At 72.0% G+C, this 23,165-nt stretch carries 25 protein-coding genes; 14 read left to right on the top strand and 11 right to left on the bottom strand.

All coding sequences use genetic code 11. The features are described from left to right. Window positions 1–77 precede the first annotated feature (77 nt). Both ACPA54_RS00495 and ACPA54_RS00490 read left to right on the top strand, forming a co-directional pair. A complete protein-coding gene (locus ACPA54_RS00495; RefSeq protein ID WP_423525602.1) occupies window positions 78–464 on the top strand; it encodes a VOC family protein in 387 nt (128 codons plus the stop codon). Between the two features lie 263 nt (window positions 465–727). Next, a complete protein-coding gene (locus ACPA54_RS00490; protein ID WP_423525601.1) occupies window positions 728–1,753 on the top strand; it encodes a hypothetical protein in 1,026 nt (341 codons plus the stop codon). A 137-nt stretch (window positions 1,754–1,890) separates the two neighbouring features. Here the strand turns inward: ACPA54_RS00490 and ACPA54_RS00485 are convergent, their stop codons facing one another. Next, window positions 1,891–2,805 (bottom strand): tyrosine-protein phosphatase, encoded by a 915-nt coding sequence (locus tag ACPA54_RS00485; RefSeq protein ID WP_423525599.1) that lies wholly within the window; start codon window positions 2,803–2,805, stop codon window positions 1,891–1,893. 270 nt (window positions 2,806–3,075) lie between these two features. Here ACPA54_RS00485 and ACPA54_RS00480 point away from each other — a divergent pair, with 270 nt between their 5' ends. Further along, on the top strand, window positions 3,076–3,828 hold the full coding sequence (locus ACPA54_RS00480) for a hypothetical protein (protein WP_423525597.1): 753 nt from the start codon (window positions 3,076–3,078) through the stop codon (window positions 3,826–3,828). Here the strand turns inward: ACPA54_RS00480 and ACPA54_RS00475 are convergent. Next, window positions 3,818–4,360, bottom strand: coding sequence for a hypothetical protein (locus tag ACPA54_RS00475; RefSeq protein ID WP_423525595.1), 543 nt, complete (start codon window positions 4,358–4,360; stop codon window positions 3,818–3,820). The two genes, ACPA54_RS00480 and ACPA54_RS00475, sit on opposite strands and share 11 nt — an antisense overlap. Window positions 4,361–4,486: 126 nt before the next feature. On the opposite strand from ACPA54_RS00475, the gene ACPA54_RS00470 reads away from it, so the two are divergent. From ACPA54_RS00470 to ACPA54_RS00435, 8 genes are all read left to right on the top strand, one after another. Then, on the top strand, window positions 4,487–4,750 hold the full coding sequence (locus ACPA54_RS00470) for a hypothetical protein (protein WP_423525593.1): 264 nt from the start codon (window positions 4,487–4,489) through the stop codon (window positions 4,748–4,750). A 176-nt stretch (window positions 4,751–4,926) separates the two neighbouring features. Then, window positions 4,927–7,746, top strand: coding sequence for a hypothetical protein (locus ACPA54_RS00465; protein WP_423525591.1), 2,820 nt, complete (start codon window positions 4,927–4,929; stop codon window positions 7,744–7,746). Between the two features lie 37 nt (window positions 7,747–7,783). Then, window positions 7,784–8,884, top strand: a complete 1,101-nt coding sequence (locus ACPA54_RS00460) for a hypothetical protein (protein WP_423525589.1) — start codon at window positions 7,784–7,786, stop codon at window positions 8,882–8,884. A gap of 214 nt (window positions 8,885–9,098) precedes the next feature. Next, entirely contained in the window at window positions 9,099–9,494 is a 396-nt protein-coding gene (locus ACPA54_RS00455; RefSeq protein WP_423525587.1) for a VOC family protein, read from the top strand. A 200-nt stretch (window positions 9,495–9,694) separates the two neighbouring features. Beyond that, a complete protein-coding gene (locus tag ACPA54_RS00450; protein ID WP_423525585.1) occupies window positions 9,695–10,765 on the top strand; it encodes an ATP-binding cassette domain-containing protein in 1,071 nt (356 codons plus the stop codon). Next, complete coding sequence (locus tag ACPA54_RS00445; protein ID WP_345676455.1) at window positions 10,762–11,628, top strand: ABC transporter permease; 867 nt, start codon at window positions 10,762–10,764, stop codon at window positions 11,626–11,628. Before ACPA54_RS00450 ends, ACPA54_RS00445 begins: the two co-directional genes overlap by 4 nt. Window positions 11,629–11,699: 71 nt before the next feature. After that, window positions 11,700–13,028: a metallophosphoesterase gene (locus tag ACPA54_RS00440; protein WP_423525582.1), complete on the top strand. Its 1,329-nt coding sequence runs from the start codon at window positions 11,700–11,702 to the stop codon at window positions 13,026–13,028. Between the two features lie 525 nt (window positions 13,029–13,553). Continuing rightward, entirely contained in the window at window positions 13,554–14,294 is a 741-nt protein-coding gene (locus ACPA54_RS00435) for an HAD family hydrolase (protein ID WP_423525580.1), read from the top strand. On the opposite strand, the gene ACPA54_RS00430 is transcribed toward ACPA54_RS00435, so the two are convergent. The 5 genes from ACPA54_RS00430 to ACPA54_RS00410 all read right to left on the bottom strand — a co-directional run bounded on the left by ACPA54_RS00430 (window position 14,261) and on the right by ACPA54_RS00410 (window position 18,226). Then, entirely contained in the window at window positions 14,261–15,082 is an 822-nt protein-coding gene (locus ACPA54_RS00430; RefSeq protein WP_423525579.1) for an ATP-grasp domain-containing protein, read from the bottom strand. The genes ACPA54_RS00435 and ACPA54_RS00430 overlap by 34 nt on opposite strands. Continuing rightward, window positions 15,079–15,936, bottom strand: a complete 858-nt coding sequence (locus ACPA54_RS00425; protein WP_423525577.1) for an ATP-grasp domain-containing protein — start codon at window positions 15,934–15,936, stop codon at window positions 15,079–15,081. Before ACPA54_RS00425 ends, ACPA54_RS00430 begins: the two co-directional genes overlap by 4 nt. Before the next feature lie 226 nt (window positions 15,937–16,162). Then, window positions 16,163–16,594 carry a PPOX class F420-dependent oxidoreductase gene (locus ACPA54_RS00420; RefSeq protein WP_345676460.1) on the bottom strand — a complete coding sequence of 144 codons (432 nt, stop codon included), beginning with the start codon at window positions 16,592–16,594 and terminating at the stop codon, window positions 16,163–16,165. A 139-nt stretch (window positions 16,595–16,733) separates the two neighbouring features. Continuing rightward, window positions 16,734–17,228, bottom strand: coding sequence for a chaplin (locus tag ACPA54_RS00415; RefSeq protein ID WP_423525574.1), 495 nt, complete (start codon window positions 17,226–17,228; stop codon window positions 16,734–16,736). 149 nt (window positions 17,229–17,377) lie between these two features. Further along, the gene (locus ACPA54_RS00410; protein ID WP_423525572.1) at window positions 17,378–18,226 is read right to left on the bottom strand and encodes a helix-turn-helix domain-containing protein; all 849 of its coding nucleotides are present in this window, start codon (window positions 18,224–18,226) and stop codon (window positions 17,378–17,380) included. Between the two features lie 148 nt (window positions 18,227–18,374). Between ACPA54_RS00410 and ACPA54_RS00405 the strand changes: the two genes are divergently transcribed. Next, window positions 18,375–18,989 carry an NADPH-dependent FMN reductase gene (locus tag ACPA54_RS00405; RefSeq protein WP_423525570.1) on the top strand — a complete coding sequence of 205 codons (615 nt, stop codon included), beginning with the start codon at window positions 18,375–18,377 and terminating at the stop codon, window positions 18,987–18,989. 26 nt (window positions 18,990–19,015) lie between these two features. Then, a complete protein-coding gene (locus ACPA54_RS00400) occupies window positions 19,016–19,354 on the top strand; it encodes a hypothetical protein (RefSeq protein ID WP_423525569.1) in 339 nt (112 codons plus the stop codon). Here ACPA54_RS00400 and ACPA54_RS00395 read toward each other — a convergent pair. The 3 genes from ACPA54_RS00395 to ACPA54_RS00385 all read right to left on the bottom strand — a co-directional run bounded on the left by ACPA54_RS00395 (window position 19,323) and on the right by ACPA54_RS00385 (window position 21,249). After that, the gene (locus tag ACPA54_RS00395) at window positions 19,323–19,772 is read right to left on the bottom strand and encodes a nuclear transport factor 2 family protein (RefSeq protein ID WP_423525567.1); all 450 of its coding nucleotides are present in this window, start codon (window positions 19,770–19,772) and stop codon (window positions 19,323–19,325) included. The genes ACPA54_RS00400 and ACPA54_RS00395 overlap by 32 nt on opposite strands. 35 nt (window positions 19,773–19,807) lie before the next feature. Further along, window positions 19,808–20,308 carry a hypothetical protein gene (locus ACPA54_RS00390; RefSeq protein ID WP_423525565.1) on the bottom strand — a complete coding sequence of 167 codons (501 nt, stop codon included), beginning with the start codon at window positions 20,306–20,308 and terminating at the stop codon, window positions 19,808–19,810. A 92-nt stretch (window positions 20,309–20,400) separates the two neighbouring features. Continuing rightward, window positions 20,401–21,249 carry a hypothetical protein gene (locus tag ACPA54_RS00385; protein ID WP_423525564.1) on the bottom strand — a complete coding sequence of 283 codons (849 nt, stop codon included), beginning with the start codon at window positions 21,247–21,249 and terminating at the stop codon, window positions 20,401–20,403. A 287-nt stretch (window positions 21,250–21,536) separates the two neighbouring features. Between ACPA54_RS00385 and ACPA54_RS00380 the strand changes: the two genes are divergently transcribed. Continuing rightward, window positions 21,537–22,547 (top strand): cytochrome c oxidase assembly protein, encoded by a 1,011-nt coding sequence (locus ACPA54_RS00380; protein ID WP_423525562.1) that lies wholly within the window; start codon window positions 21,537–21,539, stop codon window positions 22,545–22,547. Window positions 22,548–22,613: 66 nt separating this feature from the next. Here ACPA54_RS00380 and ACPA54_RS00375 read toward each other — a convergent pair whose 3' ends face one another. Then, entirely contained in the window at window positions 22,614–23,150 is a 537-nt protein-coding gene (locus ACPA54_RS00375; protein ID WP_423525560.1) for a barstar family protein, read from the bottom strand. Between the last annotated feature and the right edge of the window lie 15 nt (window positions 23,151–23,165).

Here is a 23,165-nt window from a genome sequence, read left to right as displayed (position 1 = left end):
GCCGGTCGCACGGCCGCTCGCCGAAGAGCGCCGAAATCTACAATCCCGAGCACGGCCCGCCCCGCGACCATCGAGGCATGCGCACACAACTGCACCCCAAACTCCTGGTCGCGGACGCCGACAAGGCGATCGCCTTCTACACCCAGGCGCTCGGAGCCACGCTCAACCATCGCGCCGCCGAAGACGACGGCATCGTGAACCACGCGGAACTCGTCCTCGAATCAATCGTCTTCGCCCTGGCACAGCAGGTGCCCGAGTGGGGGTGGGTCGACCCCGGAGCACTGGGCGGCTCGCCTGTCCTCCTCATGCTGACCGTGCCCGACCCCGACGCCACCGCGGAACGCATGGTGCGGCACGGGGCCGAACTGGTGATCCCGGTCGAGAACCGCCCCTACGGCATGCGGCAGGGGCGGGTGAAGGACCCCTTCGGCCACCTGTGGGTCATCAGCGGGGAACTCCGCTAGGAGGACCGCCCGACACCCGACACCCGACACCCGACACCCGATCCGCGACACCCGACACCCGACACCCGACCCCCGACACCCGACCCCCGACACCCGATCCCCGACACCCGATCCCCGACACCCGATCCCCGACACCCGACCCCCGACACCCAACCCCCGACACCCGACCCCCAACCCCCGACACCCAACCGCTGACCCCCGACCCCCGACACGCCGCCCGCTCAAGCCGCCGCCGGGCGTCGCCCCCGCCGTACCGTGAACGCATGAGCGCAGGCGCGACACCCGGGCCGACCCGTCGCGGAGTGCTGCTGGGCGTGGCCGGGTTGGTGTGCGCGAGCGGATGCAGCAGCGGTGGCTCGGGGAAGGCGCCCGCGTCCAGTGCGGCCCAGGCCCCCGCATCCGGCGGCGCGCCGAGTGCGACGTCCGCCGCGCCCACCGCAGCCAAGCTCCCCGCCACCACCCCCTGGGTCCCCGGCCCCGGCGAGGTCAGTCCACAGATGAAGGCCCGTGCCGTCGCCGTGGTGGAGGCGCTCGGGGCGTGGCCGCCCGGCGGTGGCGGGCAGGCCGCCGCGCAGGCGCGGGCCGCGGCGTTGGCGGTGTCCGCGGCGGTGGCCGACGAGGCGGGGCCGTTGGTGCCGGAGGCGGACGCGGCCGCGTTGCAGGTGATCTACGCGCAGTACGGCGGCATCCTCGACACCACGGCGAGTGTGCTGATCCCATGCCGCCAGTGGACGCAGGACGCGCAGGGCACGGTGACCGAAGGCGGCACGACCGTCGACGTGCGCCTCGCCGCCGGCGCCGACCGGTCCGCGCCGTGGGCGGTGACCGAGCTGCGTCCGGCGGATCCGGGGCCGCCCGCGGCGTCGCTGTCGGCGGTGGTGACACGGGTGCTCGCCGAGCCGCGGATCGAGTTGCCGTTCGCGGCGGCCGCGGACTTCCGGTCCGGGCAGGTGCACGATTCCGTGGCGGACGCGCTGCTCGCGTTGGCGGGCACCTACGAGATCAACGTGAGTGTCGTGCGCTCCGGGCACCCGATCGACGTGTTCGGGACGACGCGGCCCAGCGACCATCCGCTCGGCCGCGCCGTCGACGTGTGGAGCATCGACGGGCATCCGGTGGTGGACCCGTCGACGCCGCGGGCGCTCGTCGAAGGGTTCATGCGGGCGGCGGCCGCGGCGGGCGCGTACAACGTCGGCGGGCCCTACCAGTTGAGCGGCGGCGGGACGTCGAATCAGTTCTTCACCGATCAGACGCACCACGACCACGTGCACATGGGGTTCCGGACGTGAGCCCACCCCGGCCGCCGCGACTCCGGGTCGTGCGCGGCGGCCGGGCCGGGTGGTCCCGCGGCCGGGGCGGTGCGGGACCGGTGCGGCCCGGCCCGTGACGGGCGGGACCGCGGGGACGCCCCCGAGGGGGCGGCGGCTCAGCCCACGAGGCGTTGCCGCAGCTTCGCGAGGGTCTGCACGTCGAGGCCCAGGCCGTCGAGCAGGTAGCGGCCGAACGAGCCGTACTCGGCGGTGGCTTCGGCGCGGGCCGCGTTGATGTAGGACTGGTCGACGGTCAGCAGCGGGTCGAGCAGTTCCGGGTGCTGCATGAGCCCGCCCGCCAGCAGCTGCTGCTTGAGGGCGTCGTTGCCCGCCTTGAGGTTCTGGTTGCTCAGCAGATAGTCCCCGTCCACCGTCGTCTGCGGTACGCCGACGGCGGTCAGCAGGATCGCGGTCATCCAGCCGGTGCGGTCCTTGCCCGCCGAGCAGTGGTACAGCGACACCGTGCCGTTCGCGATCCCCCGTGCGGTAGCCGCGAATTGCGCCCGGGTCGCGGGATCGGACACGAACGTCCGGTACATGGTGAGCATCATCTGCGCGGCCTTGCCGTCACCGAGCATGGCCTGCTGCTGCACCGGGTCGCGCGAGTTCACGACCGCGTACAGCGTCTGGAGGTAACCGCCGTCCGAGATGGGCAGGTTGGTGTCCGGCACCCCGGCCGGGACCTTGTCCGGCCCGTTCGCGCCGATCTCGGCGGAGGTGCGGAAGTCGACGATGCCGGACAGCCGCAGGCTCTGCATCGTGGTGATGCCGGCCGCCGTCACCTTGTTCAGTGCTTCGGAGCGGTAGACGACGCCGGTGCGGACCGTCGCGCCGTCGTAGGTGCGGTAGCCGCCGATGTCGCGGAAGTTGGCGGTCCCGTCCACCGGTACCAGCCGGGTGGCCGCGGCCGCCTGCACGCCGGCCGGGGTCTTCGGGGTCGCGGGCTGGGCGCCGCCGGCGGCGGTGCCGGTGGCGAGGACGAGCGCGGCAAGTCCGAGCGCGGCGGCGCCGTGGGCTTTGCGGATGCGCAACAGAGGGTCCCTTTCTGTCGTATCCGCTCCAGATGTCTCCATCTCCGGGGGGAGCAGAAGGCGGGTGATCCGGACGCGACCGCGACCATACGTAAGCGCATGGTCGCGGCGCGAGGCTCACCATACGCGTGCGTATGGAACGGAGGAAGGGGCTTGCGGTTCCGGTTCCGCCGCCCCCGGACGCCGGACATGCCGCCCCGCGCGATCGGGGGGACCCTGGAAGCACACGGGTACACGGGGGCGGATTTCGCGCGGAGCGAGGTGGACCGCATGCGCAACTTGGCCGCACTCCTGTCCGACCTGCCGGAGACCCGGGGCGAGCCGCCGTGGCCCGGGCACGAGTACGTGCGGGGCTGGGGCGTCTTCGGGCTGCCGTTCGACTCCGGGCACGTCCTCGCGCTGCGCGTCTTCCCGGACACCTCGTTCGCGCCGTACCGCTCGCTGTGGCACCGCGACCCGGGCGGCCGCTGGTCGATCCATGTCGACGGCCCGCGGGTCGACGCCGCATGCCCCCGCTACTACGGGCCCGCGTGCGACCACGTCGGGCACGCGAAGATCACCCTCGCGTGGGCGGGACCGGCGACGCTGCGGGTGACCGCCGACAACCCGGCCCTCGACTGGACGTTGACCGCGCACTCCACATTCGCCCTCGACGTGCTCAACGCCGTCGGCGGCCGGCTGCCGCCCGCGTCGTGGAAACCGCCCGCACTCGTGCGGATGCGCGAACGCATGGCCCGCGAACTGGGTTTGGGATACGTCGAGTTCTCCGGCCCGATGCCGAGCGGGCACACCGGGACGCTGATGCCGCAGCGCATGTACTTCGTCGACGAGGCCTCGGCCGTCCTCGACGGCGTCGACCTCGGACACCCGGTGCGGGTGTCGCCGAACCCGTACATCGGCGCCGTCCCGCTCCCGGCCCGCGGCGTCCTCGCCATCGGGCAGGCGGCGTGGGAGATCCGCGACCCCGCGGAGTACGAGCGCACCCGGCGCGACACCGCAGCCGCGGTCCCACCTACTCGTTGACCAGGACCGGCACCGACAGCACCGCCGCCGACGGCTTCGCCGCACCCGGCGGCACCGCGACTGCGAAGTCGACGCCTTCGCCCGCGGCCCGCGGCTTGTGCGCGTTGTCGACGTCGCCGTGCGCCGGGCCGGTCTCTTCCTCTTCCTGGTAGCCGAAGGAAGCACTGCCCAGCAGCTTCCCGTCCGCGTCGTAGAACGCCGCGCGGATCTCCAGCGCGAGCGTGTCGCTCACGTCGGCACCGATCTTCAGACGCCCGGTCACGCCGTCCGCGAGCTTCAGCTCGGTGAGTGCGAGTCGGTCCGTGAACGAGCCCTCTTCGATGGGGACTTCACCGGCATGCGCAGGGGGAGCGAGCTGCGCCGAGGGCGGCGCCGCGCTGCGGATGGCGGCGGGGGCGGCCGCCGCCGGCGAGGCCGCGCGGTCGGACGTGCCGCCGCCCGAGGAGGAACACGCGGTCAGCACACTCGCCGCCGCCGTGACGACGGCGAGTGCGGAGTGCAGCAGGACGCGTGCGGAGCGCCGGGGGGCCACGGGATCCGGGCAAGCCCGCCGGTCGGCCCAGCGGTGCCTTCCGGGGCCCCCGACTTTAAAGGTTGCGCAAACACTGAAGTATCATGGCGGACCGGGTTGTCGTCCTCGGAACCTCGGAGGTTGGCCATGGTGAGCGATACCGCGCGGCAAGTCCTCGACGCGTGGTCGGCGGGGTGCCCCGTACCCGCGGAACGCGGCGTCCGGCAGGACTACTGCCCGGTCGAGACCTACGACGACGACGGCGCCCCGTGGCCCGGCGTCGTCACCGGCTGGTCGACCCTCTCCGACGGCGTCGAGCTCTGCCGCCTGCGCCTGGCCCACGCCGGCGCCCCGCGCTGGGTCGTCTACCACCCCGACCGCATCGAGGTCCTGGTCCGCGGCGGAACCTGACGGCCGTCGCTCACCCGCCGACCGAAACGATTCGGCACCCCGCGGTGCCGGCTAGGCCGAACGGGTGGGAAAACCAGCTTTCTGTTTGGTCGTCTCATGGCGGCTCGTACCGTTGGGGCAGCGTCGGATCCCGATGCGGATGGTGGCAACACCCTTGCCCCGACGAGGAGTCAGACATGGACGACCTCTTCCGTTTCCTGCTGCTGCGGCCCGCGAATCTGCCCGCCCCCGCCGAACTCAAAGTGCTCGAAGCGGATTTCCTGTCCGGTGGCGTCGGCCTCCAGCAGGCTCGGGACGCCGGCAGCGACCCCCGCGACGACGCACGGCGCTACCTGGCCTCCGGACTCGCGCTTCGCGGCGTCGACGATCTCGCTTACCCGGCAACGGCGTTGGCCGTGCAGGACGGGCTGGGCGCCGGTCCGGTGACCGCCGCACAACTGGCCGCGATCGTGGCGAAGACGACGTCGGAAACGATTGCCGCGATCGTCGCGTCGTCCGTGTTCCACGACGACCAGCGACGGTTGGCCGACACCCTGGTCGCGCTCAAACTCCTCTCCGGCGTGTCCGGCTACGACGCGCGCGGCCTCGCGGCCGCCGCGCAGGGCTACGACGCGCTCGCCGCGGCGGGCCACGGCGCGGACCCGGTGCGGCTGCGGCCCCTCGTCCTGGCCGACGACGTGACCCCGGTACAGACCGCCCGGCCGGGCGGGTTGTCGGCCTCCGACGGCCCGCCCGCGCGGTCGGCGAGTCCGGGCATCGCGGAGGACCGCCCGGAGGCGGCTCCGGACGACACCGTGCCGCGCCTCGACGCGGCGATCGCGGCCCTGCAAGGCCTGTCGGCGGCGCATTTCGCGGGTGCCGTGCACGTGACGGAGACGGTCCGGGATGCCGGCGGCGGGGATCAGCCGGACGAGCCCCTGGCGTCGGCCCGTACCCACGTCGACCAGCCGTGGCGGTTGTCCGACGACGCGGTCCGCGCGCTGCCCGCGCCCGTCCGCGACACCCTGGCCGGGCTCGGGCTCGACCCCGCGAGCACCGGGCTGCCCGCGCTGCTCGGCGGGCTGGACGACGCGCGGAACCGGGCGTCGACCGCGCGGCTGACCGCGCCGAAGCCGTCGTACGTCGCCGCGATCGGCAACGCCTGGTTCGCCGACGACGACGGCTCCCCCTGGGTCGGCGACCCCGGCCTGCCGATGCCCACCGGCCACGGCACCATCCGACCCGTCGGCATCGGCGATCTGCTGCTCGTCAAACAGCACGTCCTGCGGTACGAGGGCGGGGAGTTGGCACATGTCGAAAACGTACTCAAGTCCGAGCACCTCAGCCGCGAGACCCGCCGCCTCGACCGCACCGAGACCACGGTGCTCACCGAGAGCGAGACGACCAAGGAAGAAGAACGCGACTCGCAGAGCACCGACCGCTTCTCCCTCAAGCGCGAGGCGAACGAAACGCTCAAGCAGGACAGCGAGTTCAAGGCCGGGGTGTCGGTGGACGCCAAGTACGGCCCGTTCGTCGAAGTCAAAGCCAACGCCGACTACGGGACCAAGAGCTCCAGTGAGGAATCCACACGCCAGGCCACCGAGTTCAGCAAGGACGTGGTGACCCGCTCGGTCAGCAAGGTCGTCGAACGCGTCCTGGAACGCCGCACCGTCACCACGCTCACCGAGTTCGAGGAGAAGTACGCCCACGGCTTCGACAACTCGGCCGGCAGCGGCAACATCAGCGGCGTCTACCAGTGGGTCGACAAGGTCCTCCAAGCCCAGGTTTACAACTACGGCAAACGCCTGCTCTTTGACATCACGCTGCCCGAACCGGCCACCGCGTTCATCGTCGCGCAGACCCGCAACAAGGCCGAGTCCTCGACCCTGGTCAAACCCGACCCGTTCACGCTGCGCGCCGACGAACTCGACGAGACGAACTACACCAAGTACGCGCTCCAGTACGACGTCACCGGCATCGAGGCGCCGCCGCCCCCGGTCAAGACCATCAGCAAGGCCATCGACGCGATCGTCGCGCAGGACCCGTACGAGAGTTCCAAATCGCAGGACCTCGCCATCGACGAGGGCTTCCGCGCCAAGTACGTCCTGCTCCAGGGCGACGCACGCTTCTACACCAACGCGTCGTGGCGGCTGATGCTCGGCAGCAACTGGATCGACGCGCTCGGCACCCAGGGCTACGCCGACATGGCCGGCGAGGTCGGCTCCGTCTCGATCGCGTCGCTCGCCTACAAGGTCCGCGGATACGCCGCCACCATCGAGATCTTCTGCGAACGCACCGCGCGCGCCCTCCAGGCCTGGCAGCTCAAGACCCACGACGCCATCACCAGCGGCTACCTCGCGCAACTCCAGAAGTACGAAAGCAAACTCGCCGAAGCCGCGGCTGCCGGCGGGGTCGTCATCTCCGGCCGTAACCCGCTGTGGAACCAGCGACTGGTGACCACCGAACTCCGCAAGCAGTGCCTGACGTTGCTCACCGCGCAGCAGTTCGAGGCGTTCGGCGCGCTGGAAACGTCCGGCGAGGGCTACCCGCAGCCGAACCTGGCGCGCAGCGAAGCGCAGATGCCGTACATCCGCTTCTTCGAGCAGGCCTTCGAATGGGAGCACTTGGGCTACTTCTTCTATCCGTACTTCTGGGGCTGGAAGCCCGGCTGGAAGAACCGCATGCTGCTCGACGACGTCGACCCGCAGTTCGCCGACTTCCTGCGGGCCGGCGCCGGGCGCGTCGTCTTCCCGGTGCGGCCCGGCTTCGAGGCCGCCGTCGTGCACTACCTGGAGACCGGGGAGATCTGGAACGGCGGCCCGCCGCCGGACATCAGCAGCTCGATGTACGTGCCGCTGGTGAAGGAGATCCAGGAAGCGCAGGGCGCGCCCGGCAACGAGGTGGCGCAGGGCGACCCCTGGCTGGTCCGGCTGCCGACCACGTTGGCCAAGCTGCGGCCCGACGACAAGCTGCCGAAGTGGAAGAAGGTCGGCGAAGACTGGCAGCCGGACGAGTGAGGGCGACCGGGTTCGCCGCGCGGCCGGGAGGCTCGCCGTGAAGCAATTCGTGCTCGTCGCCGGGGTGGACTTCGAATTCCAGGGCGTCGACTTCCGGTCGCTGTGCGACAACCGGCGCAAGCGCATCGTCGCCGCGAACACCGCCAAGGTCGAACTCCGGTTCACCACCATGGATTTCCGCTCCGGCGAGGTCGTCCGGACCGATGTCGCCTACCCGAGCGGCGCAAAGGTGGAAACCAGCAAGACCATCGCCAAGTTCGACCCGGTCGGCAAGTCCAGCTACGAGACGGTGACGTTCCCCGACGGCTCCAGGCACACCCGTTTCAAGTCCGGCCAGTTCAAAGTGCTGTCCATCACCGACGTCTACGCGGCCGTCCGGGCGATCGGCAGCGGCCCCGACCCGGGCAGCCTCGCCGAGCTGCACTTCTTCAGCCACGGCTGGATGGGCGGCCCGATCCTGGTGGACAGCGACGACGACCGCACCGCCCTGGTCCCCACCCCGGGGCCGGGCGGGGCGGTGAGCTTCACCCGGCTGATGCTCACCGGGATGACGATGCGCGACCCGGACGACAAGGACCCGCGGGCGCAGTTCGACTTCGTCGCCCCCACGATGGACAAGCCCGCCCTCGCCGAGTTCCGCAAGGCGTTCGCCAAGGACGGCCTCGTCTGGCTGTGGGGCTGCTCGTTCCCGCTCGTCGTCCACCACATCCTCACCGCGATCGAGCGCAGCAGCGCGTACCAGAGCAGCGGCCTCGGCGACGATGTCGAACTGACCCTGACCGGCCTGAACAACGAGGACGTCGACTTCCTCGAACGCTTCCTGAAGGCGCACATCGGCCCGTTCCCCAAGCCGCGGACGACCGTGAAGGTGCCGTTCAAGTGGCTGAAGTTCTGGGCGTGCCAGGCCAACCAGTCGGCCTTCGCCGCCCAGATCGCCGCCGCAACCGGCGTGGAGACCCGCGCGGCCCCGCTGGGCACCTACGCGGACTACGACACGGGCAAGCTGCCCCTGATGCACGTCTTCCCGTCGTTCACGGCCCATTTCACGTTCTACAAGAACTACCTGGGCATGGACTTCGACCCGGAGAGCCGGCACTACGGGATCACCCGCCCGGGGACGACCTGCCCGGTGCCGTGAGCGGAGCGCGGCGAGGGAACGCCGGAGCGGCGTGGGTGGGGCGGGGCAGCGGGGCACGGCTCGTGGGTCTGCTGCCGGGCTCGCCGCTCCCGCGCCGGTCCGCCGAGCAAACCGCGTCACCGCGCGGCCTCCGTGGCCTCCGCGCGGCCTCCGCGTGGCCCTTCGGAGCCCGGCGCACCCGGCCCGCCGTCCGCCCCCGTGGCAGGATCTCCGCATGGCTCATCTCGGACTGGTGGCTCTGGTCGTGCGCGACTACGACGAGGCCATCGCCTTCTACGTCGACGCGCTCGGGTTCGATCTGGTCGAGGACACGCCGCGGGGTGACGGCACCCGCTGGGTCGTCGTCGCGCCGCCCGGCGCGGTCGAGACGCGGCTGCTGCTGGCGCGGGCAGCTGACGACGGCCAAGCCGCGCGCGTCGGCGACCAGACCGGCGGGCGCGTCGGGTGGTTCCTGAACACCGACGCGTTCGAGCGGGACTACGCGCGCATGCGGGCCGCCGGCGTCGTCTTCGAGGAGAAGCCGCGCCGCGAGCCGTACGGCACGGTCGCCGTGTTCCGCGACCTGTACGGCAACCGCTGGGATCTGATCGAGCCGCAGACCGGCGCCTGACCCCGCACCGCCCGGGGAGCCCCGCCGCCGATCCGGCGCGCGGGGCTCGGCCGTGTCCGGGCGCGGACCCGGCGGTGTCGGAGCGGCTCCGTAGCGTGGCGGGAAAAGAATTTCCCCCGCGACCGATGAGAAACGATTCTGCGGAGAGTCCAAAGCCAGAGAGACCCCACCGGAACGCGACCGTGAAAGGCGAAACGACGATGACCACCCATCCCTCCGGCCTGGCGATCGAGACGCAGGGGCTGGTCAAAGTCTTCGGCGCGAACCGCGCCGTCGACGGCATCGACCTGCGCGTCCCGGCCGGCACCGTCTACGGGGTCCTCGGCCCCAACGGCGCCGGCAAGACCACCACCGTGAAGATGCTGGCCACGCTGCTGCGCCCGGACGACGGCGACGCGTACGTGTTCGGCAAGTCCGTCCGGCGCGAACCCGACGCGGTGCGCAGCCGGGTCAGCCTCACCGGCCAGTACGCCTCCGTCGACGAAGACCTCACCGGCACCGAGAACCTCGTGCTGCTCGGCCGCCTCCTCGGCCACCCCAAGCGGGTCGCCCGGACGCGCGCCGCCGAACTGCTGGACGTCTTCGGCCTGACCCCGGCCGCGGACCGGCAGGTCAAGACCTACTCGGGCGGCATGCGGCGGCGCATCGACATCGCCGCGAGCATCCTCAACACGCCCGACCTGCTGTTCCTGGACGAGCCGACCACCGGCCTCGACCCGCGCAGCCGCAACCAGGTGTGGGACATCGTCCGCGCCGTCGTCGCCCAGGGCACCACCGTGCTGCTGACCACCCAGTACCTTGAGGAAGCCGACCGGCTGGCGTCCCGGATCGCGGTCATCGACCACGGCCGGGTGATCGCCGAGGGCACGCCGGGCGAACTCAAGTCGTCGGTCGGCGCCGGGGCGATCCAGGTACGGCTGCACGACGCGGACCGGCGGCCGGAGGCGGCCGGCGTGCTGCGGCGGGTGCTCGGCTCGGACGTCCGGCTGGAGTCCGACCCGGTCGCGCTCACCGCGGCGATTCCCGGGCACGGCACCGACCTCGGCGCGGCGGAGGACGCCGCACGGGCGCTCGCCGAACTGGCCCGGGCCGGGATCGTGGTGGCGGACTTCTCGCTCGGCCAGCCGAGCCTGGACGAGGTGTTCCTGGCGCTCACGGAGACATCGGGGGACGTCGGCGGAGCGCCCGCCGACGTGGACGACCGCGCGGGTGAGGCCGCGGCAGACGACGACCCGCGTATCGGCGACCTCGTGAAGGAGAACCGCGCATGACCACCGCCGTTTCCACTCCCGCGGCCAAGGACGCCGACCTGGACGCTCCGGCGCCGGTGGTGGCCGACGACCTCGCCCGGGTGTTCGCCGCCCGCGAGCGCCCGGCGCGGCCGGGGGCGCTGTCCGCGTCGGTGACGTTCGGCTGGCGCGCGATGCTCAAGATCAAGCACGTGCCCGAGCAGCTGTTCGACGTGACCGCGTTCCCGATCATGATGACGCTGATGTTCACGTACTTGTTCGGCGGTGCGCTGGCCGGATCGACCAGTGAATACCTGCAGTTCGTACTGCCCGGCATCATGGTGCAGAGCATCGTCATGATCACCATGTACACGGGCGTATCGCTCAACAACGACATCGAGCGCGGCGTGTTCGACCGGATCCGCACCCTGCCGGTGTGGCGGCCGGCCGCCCTGGTCGGGATGATCCTCGGCGACCTGCTGCGCTACGTGCTCGCCTCGACGGTCATCATGACCGTCGGCCTGATCCTCGGCTTCCGCCCGGACGGCGGGGTGCTCGGCGTCCTCGCCGGGATCGCTCTGCTGGTCGTCTTCTCGTTCGCGTTCTCGTGGATCTGGACGATGTTCGGCCTGCTGCTGCGCAGCGAGAAGTCGGTCATGGGCGTCAGCATGATGGTGCTGTTCCCGCTGACCTTCCTCAGCAACGTGTTCGTCGAGCCCCACACCATGCCCGGCTGGCTGCAGGCGTTCGTGAAGGTCAACCCGGTCACGCATCTGGTCTCCGCGGTCCGCGACCTGATGGCGGGGGACTGGGGCACGTCGGAGACGGGCTGGGTGCTGCTCTTCTCGGTGGCGTTCGTGGCCGTGTTCGGGACCCTGACCATGCGGCTGTACAACCGCAAGTAGGCCGTGTCCGGTGGGCCGTCGCCGCCCCGTAGGGTGGCCGACGGTCGACCGGACGCAACAGGGGAGTGCACGTGGGTGGCGGCGCGATTGTCGCGGGTCTGGCGGTCCTGGCCGCGCTGGCCGGGGTGCACTGGTACGTGTGGCGGCGGATGGTCGCCGACACGACACGCGGGCCCGGCCCGGTCCGGCGGATCGGCGCCGTCGTGGTGGCGGTGCTGCCGCTGACCAGCCTCGGCGCGGTCGTATCGACGTGGGCGGACGCGCCGTTCGTCCTGCAGCAGGTGCTGGCGTGGCCGGGCTATCTGTGGATGGCCACGCTGCTGTACCTCGTGCTGGCGTTGGTGGTCGGCGAAGCGGTGCGGTGGGTCGCGCTGCGCGGGACACCTGCGCAGCGGGCGGGGGAGGAGCGGGTGAGCGGCCTTGCCGCGCCCGTCCCCGTCGCGGTCCCCGCGGCGGAACCGGCGCCGCAGGACACGGCGGAGGCCCCGGTCCCGGCCTCCGCAGCGCCTCCCGCAGAGCCGACCGCAGCGCCGACCGCAGCGCTGCCGGCGGAGCCCGCGACGCCCGACCCTGCCCTGCCGCGCCGCCTCTTCGTCGCCCGGGCCGTCGCCGCCGGAGCCGCGGTCGCCGCCGCCGGGACCGTCGGCTACGGGGCGTACGGGGTTCTCCGCGGTCCCCAGACCAAGCACCTCACCATTCCGCTCGCGAAACTCCCGCGCTCCGCCCACGGGTTCCGCATTGCCGTGGTCAGCGACATCCACCTCGGCCCGATCCTCGGCAAAGCCCACGCACAGCGCGTCGTCGACGCGGTGAACCGCACCAATCCCGACCTGATCACCATCGTCGGCGACCTGGTGGACGGTTCGGTGGCCAACCTTGGCCCCGCCGCCGAGCCGCTGCGCGAGCTGCGGGCGCGCCACGGCGCGTACTTCGTCACCGGCAACCACGAGTACTTCTCGGGTGCGGCCGCATGGGTGGACCACGTGCGCGAGCTGGGCATCCACCCGCTGGAGAACACCCGTGTCGAGATGCCCGGCTTCGACCTCGCCGGCGTGAACGACTTCGCGGGCGAATCCGAGTACCACGGGCCGGATTTCGCCCGTGCGCTCGGCGACCGGGACCGGTCGCGCACGTCCGTGCTGCTCGCCCACCAGCCCGTGGCGATCCACGACGCGGTGAAGTTCGGCGTGGACCTCCAGCTCTCCGGGCACACGCACGGCGGCCAACTGTGGCCGGGCGACTACATCGCCGAACTGTCCAACCCCACCGTCGCCGGGCTCGAACGCTACGGCGACACCCAGCTGTACGTCACCCGCGGCGCAGGGGCCTGGGGGCCGCCGGTCCGGGTGGGCGCGCCTTCCGACATCACCGTCGTGGAGCTGGCCGCCAAACAGGCCTGAACCCGCCCGGCTCCCACCCTCGTCCGCCCCCTGTCCGCTCCTGTCCGCCCCCTGTCCACCGCTGTCTTCGGGCGCCCCGGCGCACGCCACCCCGTCCCCCGGCGCGCGCCATCATTCCGTTCACTCGTTCGAGTGGCTTGCCGGAGTGCGGGCCGTTGCCGGGGGGACGGGCCGCGAAGCTCGCTGTGGTCGGCCTCGGAGGGCGTCCGCCAGGCGATCGGCGGACGTGCCGCAGGCCTGCCCTGCATCCCGTCAACGCAGGTGATTCCCGGGGGAGTTGGCACCGATTAGTGCCGTTCGTGAAGATCGGCGGGACGGCCTCGCTCCGGCGCCGTCCCGCCCGCCCGAAGGGCTCATCGGCTGCTGGACGATCGGCCTGGCGATCATCGTCGCGGTCGTCTTGTCCTGGTATTCGAGCCGGGTGTGACCCGCTCGATTCGGCCGATCGATCTTCGGCCCGATCTGGCCTTACAGTGTGCGCGGGGTACCGGAGACGGCGCGGCCGTCCGGCTGTGAGGGGGGCTTGTGCACGCCATCCGTGCATTGGCAATCGATTTCAGCGGCACGTTGGCCCGGCCCGGGCCGAACCCGGACGGAGCGTGCGTGGCCGACGCGTTGCGCGACCGCCTGGGGCTCGACGTGCCCGACGATTTCGCCGCCGTGTTCGATTCCGTGCACGCGGAGATCCGGCAGACCGACCGGGACGCGCAGGTGCACACGATGTTCTCGGCCGTGATCGCCCGCGCGGCGCTGCGGTGCGGTGCGGACGTCCCCGACGCGGCCGAGGCCGCTGAGGCGGTGTTCGCTTCGCTGCCGGATGCCGCGGTCGACGCTGATGCGGCGTCCACGGTACGGGCGTTGCACCGGCAGGGCTGGCGCTGCGTGCTGGCCTGCAACACCGAGCGCTCGGCCGCCGCCCGGCTGCGGACGCTCGCGGAGGCGGGCATCGCGGACTGCTTCGCGTCCGCGGTGCTGTCCAGCGAGATCGGCTTCCGCAAGCCGCATCCGGAGTTCTACGCGGTGGTGGCCCGCGCATGCGCAGTGCCCGCCGACCAGATCCTGTTCGTCGGCGACAACCTGTCGAAGGACGTCCTCGGCCCGCGCGCCTACGGGATGCACACCGTGCACGTCACCCGCGACGGCGTCCGCGGGGTCGACGGCCCGCCGGTCGACGACGGCCGCGGCGACGGCTCCGCGTGCGGCGTCCTCGGCCACTTCGCGGAACTCCCCGGCTACTTGGCGGCGACGGTGGTCCTGCCCGGGTGAGCCGGGGTCTCGGGTGAGGCCGTCAGCAGGCGGCCGGTGAGGGCGGCCAACGCGTCCGCGGCATCCGGGAGTCCACTGAGGCCGGGGAAGGCGTTGATGTCGACGACGAGCGGGCCGGACGCGGTGGCGATGATGTCGACGCCGTAGACGTGCAGCCCGAACGCCGCACCGACGGCGCGCACGACGTCCAGCGAGGCGGCCGACGGGTCGGGCACGGGCACGGTGCGCTTCCCGGCCGGGGCGGCCTCGGCCGTGGGCGGCCGACGCAGTCCTGCGAAGATCCGGTCCCCGACCGCCCAGAACTTGTGGTCCCAACCGTCGCCGTCCGCGAACGCCTGGGCGACGACCGGCTCGTCGGGCCAGCCGGTGGCACGGAGTTCCGCGGCCGTGCCGACGGCGGGGAGCGGCTCGTCCTTGCGGCAGTGGCGGCTTTTGAGGATCAGGCGCCCGGGGGCGGCGAGAGCGTCCGGGCCGGCGAAGGCATGGGTGGGCGGGAACGGCACGCCGGCCTCCCGCGCGCGGGCCGCCATGGCCGCGCGGTCGACGCACAGCGCCGTCGCGTCGGCGGAGTTGCACACGACGGCGCCCGCCGCCTCGGCCCGGTGGGCGAGGCGGATCGCCTGGGGCGTCCGCGACTTCAGCAGATAGAGGTCCGCGGAAAGGTCAGGGTCCGGGACGTCCGGGTGCAGCGTCTCGACCCGGTGGCCGCGGGCGCGTACGGCGGCCGCGTAGGCGAGCATCGTCGTGTGGTCGGCCTGCTCGGAGACGATGCGTATCCGCGCGCTCATCCGGCGTCCCGCACGGCGGTCCACGAGCGGCCTTGCCGCGGCACGGAGGGGCACTCGGCGAGCCGGAGTATGGTCCGGGCGACACGGGGCACCGCGTCCGGGACCGCACGGAAGCTCGGGAAGTCGTTGACGTCCACCACGACCCACCCGTCCGGGCCTTCCACCGCGTCCACACCGAACAGGTCGAGGCTGAAGACCTCGCCGATGCGCGCGACGGTCTGCGCGAGTTCGTGCGGCACCGGGACCTCGCGGGCGCGGACCGGCTTCCCGGGATGGATCGGTGACGCGCGCACCGTCGCATGGATCTCGCCGCCGAGGCTGTACACCTTGAAGTCCACGCCCGGGTTCGGGATGTACGACTGCACCAGCAGGAAGCCCTTGCCGCGCAACGCGGCCTGCGCCGCGGCCAGGTCGCCCGGGGTGCGGACCAGGTGCACCCACTTGCCGGCGTGCCCGGCGACCGGCTTGACCACGAGCGGGTAGCGCTCCGCGGGTATCTGCGCGACGGCCTCCGGGGTGGCGGCGAACACCGTGTCCGGGACGGGCAGCGCACAGCGCCGGGCGACCGCGGCGGCGACCGCCTTGTCGCGCACGCTGCGCACCGCGCGGGCATCGTTGATCGTGGTGATGCCGCACGCGGCCGCCGCGTCGAGCAGCGTCAGGCCGGGGCCGTCCGTGACGGTCTTGAGGATCCACGCGTCGTGGCCGCGGCGGCGCAGGTCGTCGAGCGGGACGAGGTTCCGGGCGGGCTCGACGACGTCGACATGGTGGCCCCAGGCGGTGAGCTGCCGGATGAGGTGCCGGGGCAGGCCGTCGTGCCGGTACTTGTCTTCCAGCAGGAAGCACAACCTCACGCCGCCGCCCCCATCCGCGCCGCCAAGCGCTGCCGTTCCGCCGCTGTCCCGCTGTCCCGCTGTCCCGCTGTCCCGCTGTGGATCCGTGCCAATGCCGGAACAAGAATTCCATCCCGGGTCGGCGGCCCGGGACGGGGGGAGGGCGGTCCCGGTTCCGGTCAGGCTCCCGGTCCGCGTTCGGGTACCCGCGCGGCGTGGCCCCGCGAGCGGGCGGCAGGGGGGCGCGTCAGCGGATGTCGGCGCCGTAGACGCGCTCGACCGCCATCGCCATGAGGACGCGGCGGTCGGCGACCATGACCGTGCGGTACTCGTCCCAGTCCGGGTGCTCGCCGGCGGCCAGGCGGTAGTAGCGGACGAGTTCCTCGACCTCGGGGCTCCGCGGGCCGGTGCCGGGGCCGGTCAGCGTCACGGTGCCTTCGGCGGTCGCCCAGGTCAGGCCGTCCTTGCCGGTGACCTCCAGCGCGGCCCGTGGATCACGCCGCAGGTTCGCCGTCTTCGCGCGGCCCTCGGTCATCGACACGTACAGGGTCTCGGTGGCCCGGTCGTAGAACGGCATCACCGGCGACAACTGCGGCCGCCCGTCGGCTTTGATCGTGGCGAGCACGCCCAGGCGGCTCTCGGCCAGCAGGTCCCGCGGATCGAACGATGTCTCGGTCATACCGGGGGCAAGTCGAGCACGGCCGCGCGATATTCCCGAACGCGCGGTATTCCCGACGGCACGCTGCGACCGACGGCACACTGCGACCGGTGGCACGGTGCGTCCGGTGGCACGGTGCGTCCGGCGGAAAGCGGCAGCGTCAGTGGCTGCGACGCATGCGGCGGTAGAGCAGGCCGCCGCCGAGGAGGAGCGCGGCGCCGCCCCCGGCCACCGGGAGCATCGACGAACTGCCGGTCTCCGCCAGGTGCGGGCCCTTGGCCGGGGCCTCCGTGGCGGGCGGCGTCGCCGGGTGGCTCGCCGCCGGCGACACGCTGGTCGGCGGCGCCGTCGGAGGCTGCGTGGTCGGCGGAGGCGTCCGCGGCTTCGGCGTGTGCGTGGGGGCCTCCGCGGGCGCGCCGTTGGCGCAGCTGTTGCCGAACGCCGGGTTCAGCACGCCCACCACACTGACGCTGTTGCCGCAAATGTTCACCGGTGCGTTGATCGGCACCGACACCGCATTGCCCGAACCCACCCCGGACGAGTTCGACGCGGCACCGTCGGCGCCGCTGTCCGCGAAGGCCACCCCGCCGGCCGCGCCGAACGCGCCGGTCGCCGCAAGCGCGACCAGCAGCCCCTTCTTCGCAAGCTGTTGCATGGAGTTCTACGCCCGTCCCTTCGTGTGCGTGCGGGACGTGGTTCCCGCGTAAGCACTAACGCCGCAGGACGGGTTAAGTCACTCGAATCCGCAGTTTCACCGAGGAGTTGGGGCATAAAAGATGTTCGTCACACTGCGTGCCGGGCGCTTCACACCGCATGCAAGGCCCCCGGGCGCCGTCCGGCCAAGCGGTCGAGCGCTGCCGCCGACGCGTCGTCGGCGGGCAAGTACACGGTGAGTTGCTGGTCGTCGTCCGCCGGCAGGTCGAGCGTCTCATAGGAGAGACGCAACTCGGCCGCTTCCGGATGCACGAGTCGCACGATTCCGTTCGCCCGCGGCAATCCCGGCACGCGGGCGACGCGTTCCGCGAACTCCGCGCCACACAGCAGCGTCAACTCGTCCATCAGCGCCGCCACCTGCGGATCGGCCTGGCCGGGGCCCTGCTTCAACGCGGCCACCTGCTCGTCGGCGACCCTCTCCCAGTCCGGATACGCTTCGCGCGCCCGCGGATCGGTGAACACGAACCGGGTGAGATTCGGGCGGCCGCCCTCCAGCAGCCCGATCGGCTCGGCGATCCGCGCGAACACGTCGGTGTGCGCGAGGACCTCGCCGAGCCGGTTCACCAGCACCGCCGGCGCGGGTTCCAGCCGGTCGAGCAGCGCCCGCACGGTCGGCCGCACGACCCGGTTCGGCCGCGGCCCGCCCTGGCAGGTGAACCCGGGCTCGGCGCCCTTGGCGAGCCGGTGCAGGTGCACCCGCTCGCCGGTGGTCAGCCGCAGCGCGTCCGCCAGCGAAGACAGCACCTGCGCCGACGGGTGCCGGTCGCGGCCCTGCTCCAGACGCGTCACGTACTCGACGCTGACCCCGGCCAGCGTGGCCAGTTCGGCGCGGCGCAGCCCGGGCGTCCGGCGGCGCGCCCCGGCGGGCAGCCCGACTTCGGCCGGCGTGACCGCTTCGCGGCGCAGGCGCAGGAACAGTCCCAGTTCGTTCTCGCTCACGGACCGAACGTAACACCGGGTCCGGCGCTCATCGTGGCCCCGGTACTACCACCCTTCGCGCGGTCTCCCTCGGCCTTCCGGAGCCCGGCAATCTGGTGATCGCCGCCAGGGGGCGGCAGCCACCGGAATTCTCGTAGGGAGTACACCCATGTCTCGTGAAACTCAGCCGAAGCTCAAGCTCGCCGTCGTCACCGGAAGCGTCCGGGAGGGCCGGTTCGGCCCGGTCGTCGCCTCGTGGTTCCGCGAACAAGCACTGCGGCACAACGAGTTCGAGATCGACACGATCGACCTCGCGGACTACGACATCCCGCTCGAACTGCCGTCCGTACCGCCGGCGCTGCAGCCGGACATGACGCGCCCCGACGGTATGGCGGAGCTGACCCGGCGCCTGGCGGACGCGGACGCGTACGTCATCGTGACGCCTGACTACAACCGCAGCTTCCCCGCCGCGCTCAAGGCCGCGATCGACTGGCACTACACCGAATGGCAGGCCAAGCCGATCGCGTTCGTCGGCTACAGCGGTGCCAGCGGCGGCCTGCTGGCCATCGAGCAACTCCGCCAGGTCTTCAACGAACTGCACGCGCACACTGTCCGCGAGTACGTGTCGTTCCCGCGCTACTACCTGCTCTTCGGCCAGGACGGCGCCCTGCTGGAGCCCGCGGAGCACGAGGCTTCGGCGAAGGCCATGCTCGACCAGCTGCTGTGGTGGGGGACCGTCCTCCGCGACGGCCGGAACGCCCTCCCGTTCGGTGCGGCGCGGTAGGCGCGGTGCGGACGTAGGGTCGGGCCATGAGCGATGCCGTGGCGTTGACCGCGATCTTCGGGGGAATTGCCGCATTCCTGCTGGGGTGTGCGGTATTGGCGCGGCATGTCCGCCGCCGCGGGCCACAAGGCAGCGCGGCCCGGGCGGCGCTGGCCTCGTGGGAGGAGGCCTACCGGATCACGTCGCGCGAGGCGTACGTGGAAGTCCAGGAGCAGTCGCGGCGCAAGCTGCCGATGCTGTCGCCGGACCGGCATTGGCAGCCGCTCGCCCTGGCCGGGGAGGCCCGGCGGACGGCCGCCGGCCGTCCGCGGGCGCGGCGCGGGCGGTGGGGGATCAGGCTTCGTCGAACCAGGCGAACGCGCTGATCCGCCAGCCGTCCGGGGTGCGGACGTACTGGATCGTCTTGGTGCCGCCGCCCTCGTAGGGCGCGCCGTCGAGCAGGCCCGACTTGCGGTACTCCAGGAACCGCGTGGCCAGATCGCCGACGACCTCGGTGCGCGCCGTCGTCTCCCGTTCGGAGAACTCCACCAGCCGTCCTTCGGACAGCAGCTTCTCGCGCGGCCCGACGAACTCGTCGACGCTCAGCACCGTGAATTCCGGGCGCGTGACGACGACCACGCCCTTCGGCAGCATCAGGCGGCGCACCCGGGCGACGTCGGCGGGCTTGCCGCCGCGGTTGTCGAACGCGCCGAAGAAGTCGGCGGTGAGGGCGTCGAGTGCGGCGATGTCCGGGGCGGTGTCCGGGATCGTGCTCGGGGTGGCGTCCGGGTGGGAGTTCGGCATGCCGGCGACTCTAAGCCGTGTCCGGCCGCCTCGGCTCAGCCCGGGAGGAGGATCCCCGCCGTGGTCGCTTCGATCGTCCGGCTGATGGTCTTGTTGTAGGCGCCGCCCACGAGGCGTCGGCCCTGGTGCCGGAGGTAACGCCCGTAATGGGCATCGACCAGGACCGATTCGCCGATGGCGGCGAACCGGCGCGGGGGCATGCGTTCGGCGACGATGTGCCGCATCGCGTCGTCGGTGGCGGGCACGACGAGGAAGGCCGGTGCCAGGACTCCGGTTTGGAGGCCCAGGGGGAGCCCGGGTTTGTGCTTGGACGCATAGTGCAGCACGGCATGGGTGTACGCGGCGGTGTCCGCGTACTGCGGATGCGTCGCGTGTCCGATGGCGGTGAAGACGTGCATGGACGTCAGCGTCGGCCAGTGCATGACCCGCTTGTGGCCCACGTAGGTGGGCGTCGGGCCTATCTGCACCTGCTGGACGGTGAACCCGGTCTCGTGCAGCCGGGCGGCCAGGTGGCCGACGGTCTCCTCGGGCGTCACGGCAACTCCTCGGCGTCGACGACGTGGCGGCGCCTCATGGTGTCAGCCCGGCGGAGCGCCGGCCTACCCAGCCTCGTGCCGGGCCCGACCGGCTACCAGAGTTCGTCGATGTACGCGTCGGTGCCCACAATCGTCGGGATGAACGGTGCCGCGAGCGCGACCGTCGCCAGCCCGGACGCGGTCAGTGCCTCGGCGAAGGCGGTGTAGCGGTCCCAGCAGTCCAGCGGATCGCTCTCGACGAAGTGCAGGTGCAGGCTGCGACGTTCGTCGGCGGCCTGCGGACCCGGGACGAAGTCCGGCTTCGTCTCGTCGAGTTGCACGGTGTCCCAGGACGAGACCGAGGCGATCGGCGAGCCGGCCAGCCAGCCGGGCAGGTAGTCCTCGAACCACGCCTCCAGCTGCTCCGGGTCGACACCGGGTGCGCGCTCGACCCACAGCGCGACCATGCCCGCGTAGCGGCGGTCGAGGGCGAGTTCGACCGGCACCGGGTCGGGGTCGCGGTAGGCGCGCCAGATGTGGCGGTAGGCGCCGGTGTTGTAGTGCGTGCGGGGCCCGAAGCCGCGGTCGGCGGCGTACAGGGCGTGGACCTGCGGGGTCGCCCAGTCGAGCCAGTTGTCGTACTCGCCGTCGAGGATGTAGTAGACGCAGCCGTACGAGGCCTGGTCGCGGGTGAAGCCGAGCGCGGGCTTGTCGGGCAGCCGTGCGTCCTTGTGCCGACGGGTGGCGACCCAGCGGCTGCCGGCGACGGTGGACGCGCCGATCATGCAGCCCGCGTAGTAGTGGTCCCGCTCGTACCAGCGGTTGTACGCGAACTCGTGCCCGCGGTGCGGATCGGTCAGCACCCACAGCAGGGCGCCGACCCGGATCGGTTCGTCGGCTTGGCGGTACAGACGTCCGGGTTCGAAGGCGAGCGGAGCGGCATAGCGGTCTTCGGCGGGCACAGGGCCTCCTCGGTCCGGTGGCGGCGGTGTTCGGCGACGCTAGCTTGACGGGCCGTCGGGTTCAAGGTCGATCATTCGGATATTCGAATCTTCGGGACGGGATTTGGAACGGCCAGTGAGACTGTGGCGTGGTCGCGGGAGAGGGGCGGCGCGCTTGTGACCCACGCCGCACCCGCGGCCGGGCAACGCCATCGGATGGTCAAGAGTTGCTGTCGTTCTGCCCCGGACTTCGTCGGAGGGGTGCAATCCGGCCAGGAGGAGGGGAAACCCGGGCGTACCGTCGGCGCGTGTCCGCGTACGACGTGCCCCCTTTCACCCCGGTCCGAGTCCTCACCGAGTGGACGTTCGACCCTCTGACCGCCGTGCTGGTGATCGGCCTCGGCGCGGCTTACCTGACCGGCGTGCGGAAACTGCGCGCCCGCGGGGAAGCCTGGCCGCGGACCCGCACGGTGCACTTCGTCGGACTGGGACTGGGCACGTGGGCGCTGACCACGATGTCGTGCCTCGGGGTGTACCAGGACGTGCTGTTCTGGGCGCGGGCGGTGCAGAACATGCTGCTGCTCATGGTCGTGCCGCTGTTCCTGGCGGAAGGCGCGCCGCTGACCCTGCTGCGCGCTTTCCTGCCCCGACCGGCGGTGGCGCGGCTCGGCCGCATCCGCCGCGGCAAGGCGGCGGCGGCCCTGACGTTCCCGCTGCTGCCGTCGGCGGTGTTCGTGCTGACCCCGTTCGTGCTCTACCTGACGGGCTGGTACCCGGCGACGCTGCACGGCGGCATTGCCCCGCACCTGACCCGGCTCCTGCTGGTGGCGATCGGGAGCGTGTACTTCTGGACACGCGTCCAGGTCGACCCGGTGCCGCGCCGGTATCCCCACCTGGTGTCGATGTGGCTGACCTTCGCCGAGGTGATCTTCGACGGTGCACTCGGTCTGTACGTGATGCTCGGCCACCAGGAGATCGCCTGGGGCCACTACCAAGCGGTCCGCCCTTGGGGCCCGTCGCCGCACCAGGACCAGGTCTGGGGCGGCGGCGCGCTGTGGTTCACCGGCGACCTGGCGGGGCTGCCGTTCCTGGCCATCCTGCTGGTCCGCATGATCCGCGAAGACGAACGCCGCGCCCACCGCATCGACCGCGAACTCGACGCCCAAGCCGCGGCCCGGAAAGCGGAATCCGCCGTGGCCCGCGCGGAAGCGGGCTTGGCCCCCTCGGACCCGGCGGACGAGGGCCCGGAGATGATGCGGCCGTGGTGGGAGACGGACCCGCGCTTCGCGGGTCGCTACGGGCCGGTTTCGGAGCGGTGAGGGGGAGCCGACGAGGTCGTGAGCGCGCCGGGACGCCGCCGCCGCGCCGGGGCTGTCGGCGTGCCGTTACCGCGCGTCGTCCCCGGTCTCTTGCCCTCGACGGTCCTCCGCGCCCCAGCCAGGTCGGTAGCGGGCCGCGTCCCGCTCCAAGCGTGCGGTGAGTTCGGGCGACGGGTCCAACAGCACGGTGTTGAACGCGACGTGTCCGCCGTCCCAGGCGGGATCGCGACCGAAAGCCTGCCCCCGCACGCGGCCTACATGCCGCAGGATCCGCAGCATCGTGTCCAGATCGACGGGCTCGTCGGCGAGCAGGGCGTCCGGGTGCGCGATGACGACCAGGTACTTGTCGGCGGGCAACCAGGTCAGGTCGCGGAGGCAATCCGTGAACGCGTTCCAGTTCCAGCCGAAGTAGACGGGGAAGCGGAAGCCGGTGTTGAACCGCTCGAACACGGAGTGCGTTGTGGTCATCCGCCGCGCGTCGAACCGTGCGACGAAACACGGTGCGCCGGAGGGCGGAAGCGCCTCGGCGAGCGTGGTTGCGGTGCCGTCGGCCACGTGTAGGTACGGGGGATCAGGGCTCCACAAGGCGGCATAGTCGGTCACGGGCAACTCCTACCA

It is taken from the genome of Uniformispora flossi (genome assembly GCF_049534875.1).
Lineage (GTDB): Bacteria > Actinomycetota > Actinomycetes > Streptomycetales > Streptomycetaceae > Yinghuangia > Yinghuangia aomiensis.
The sequence above is the reverse complement of the archived record's forward strand: the minus strand, read 5'-3'. Positions and strand labels throughout refer to the sequence as shown.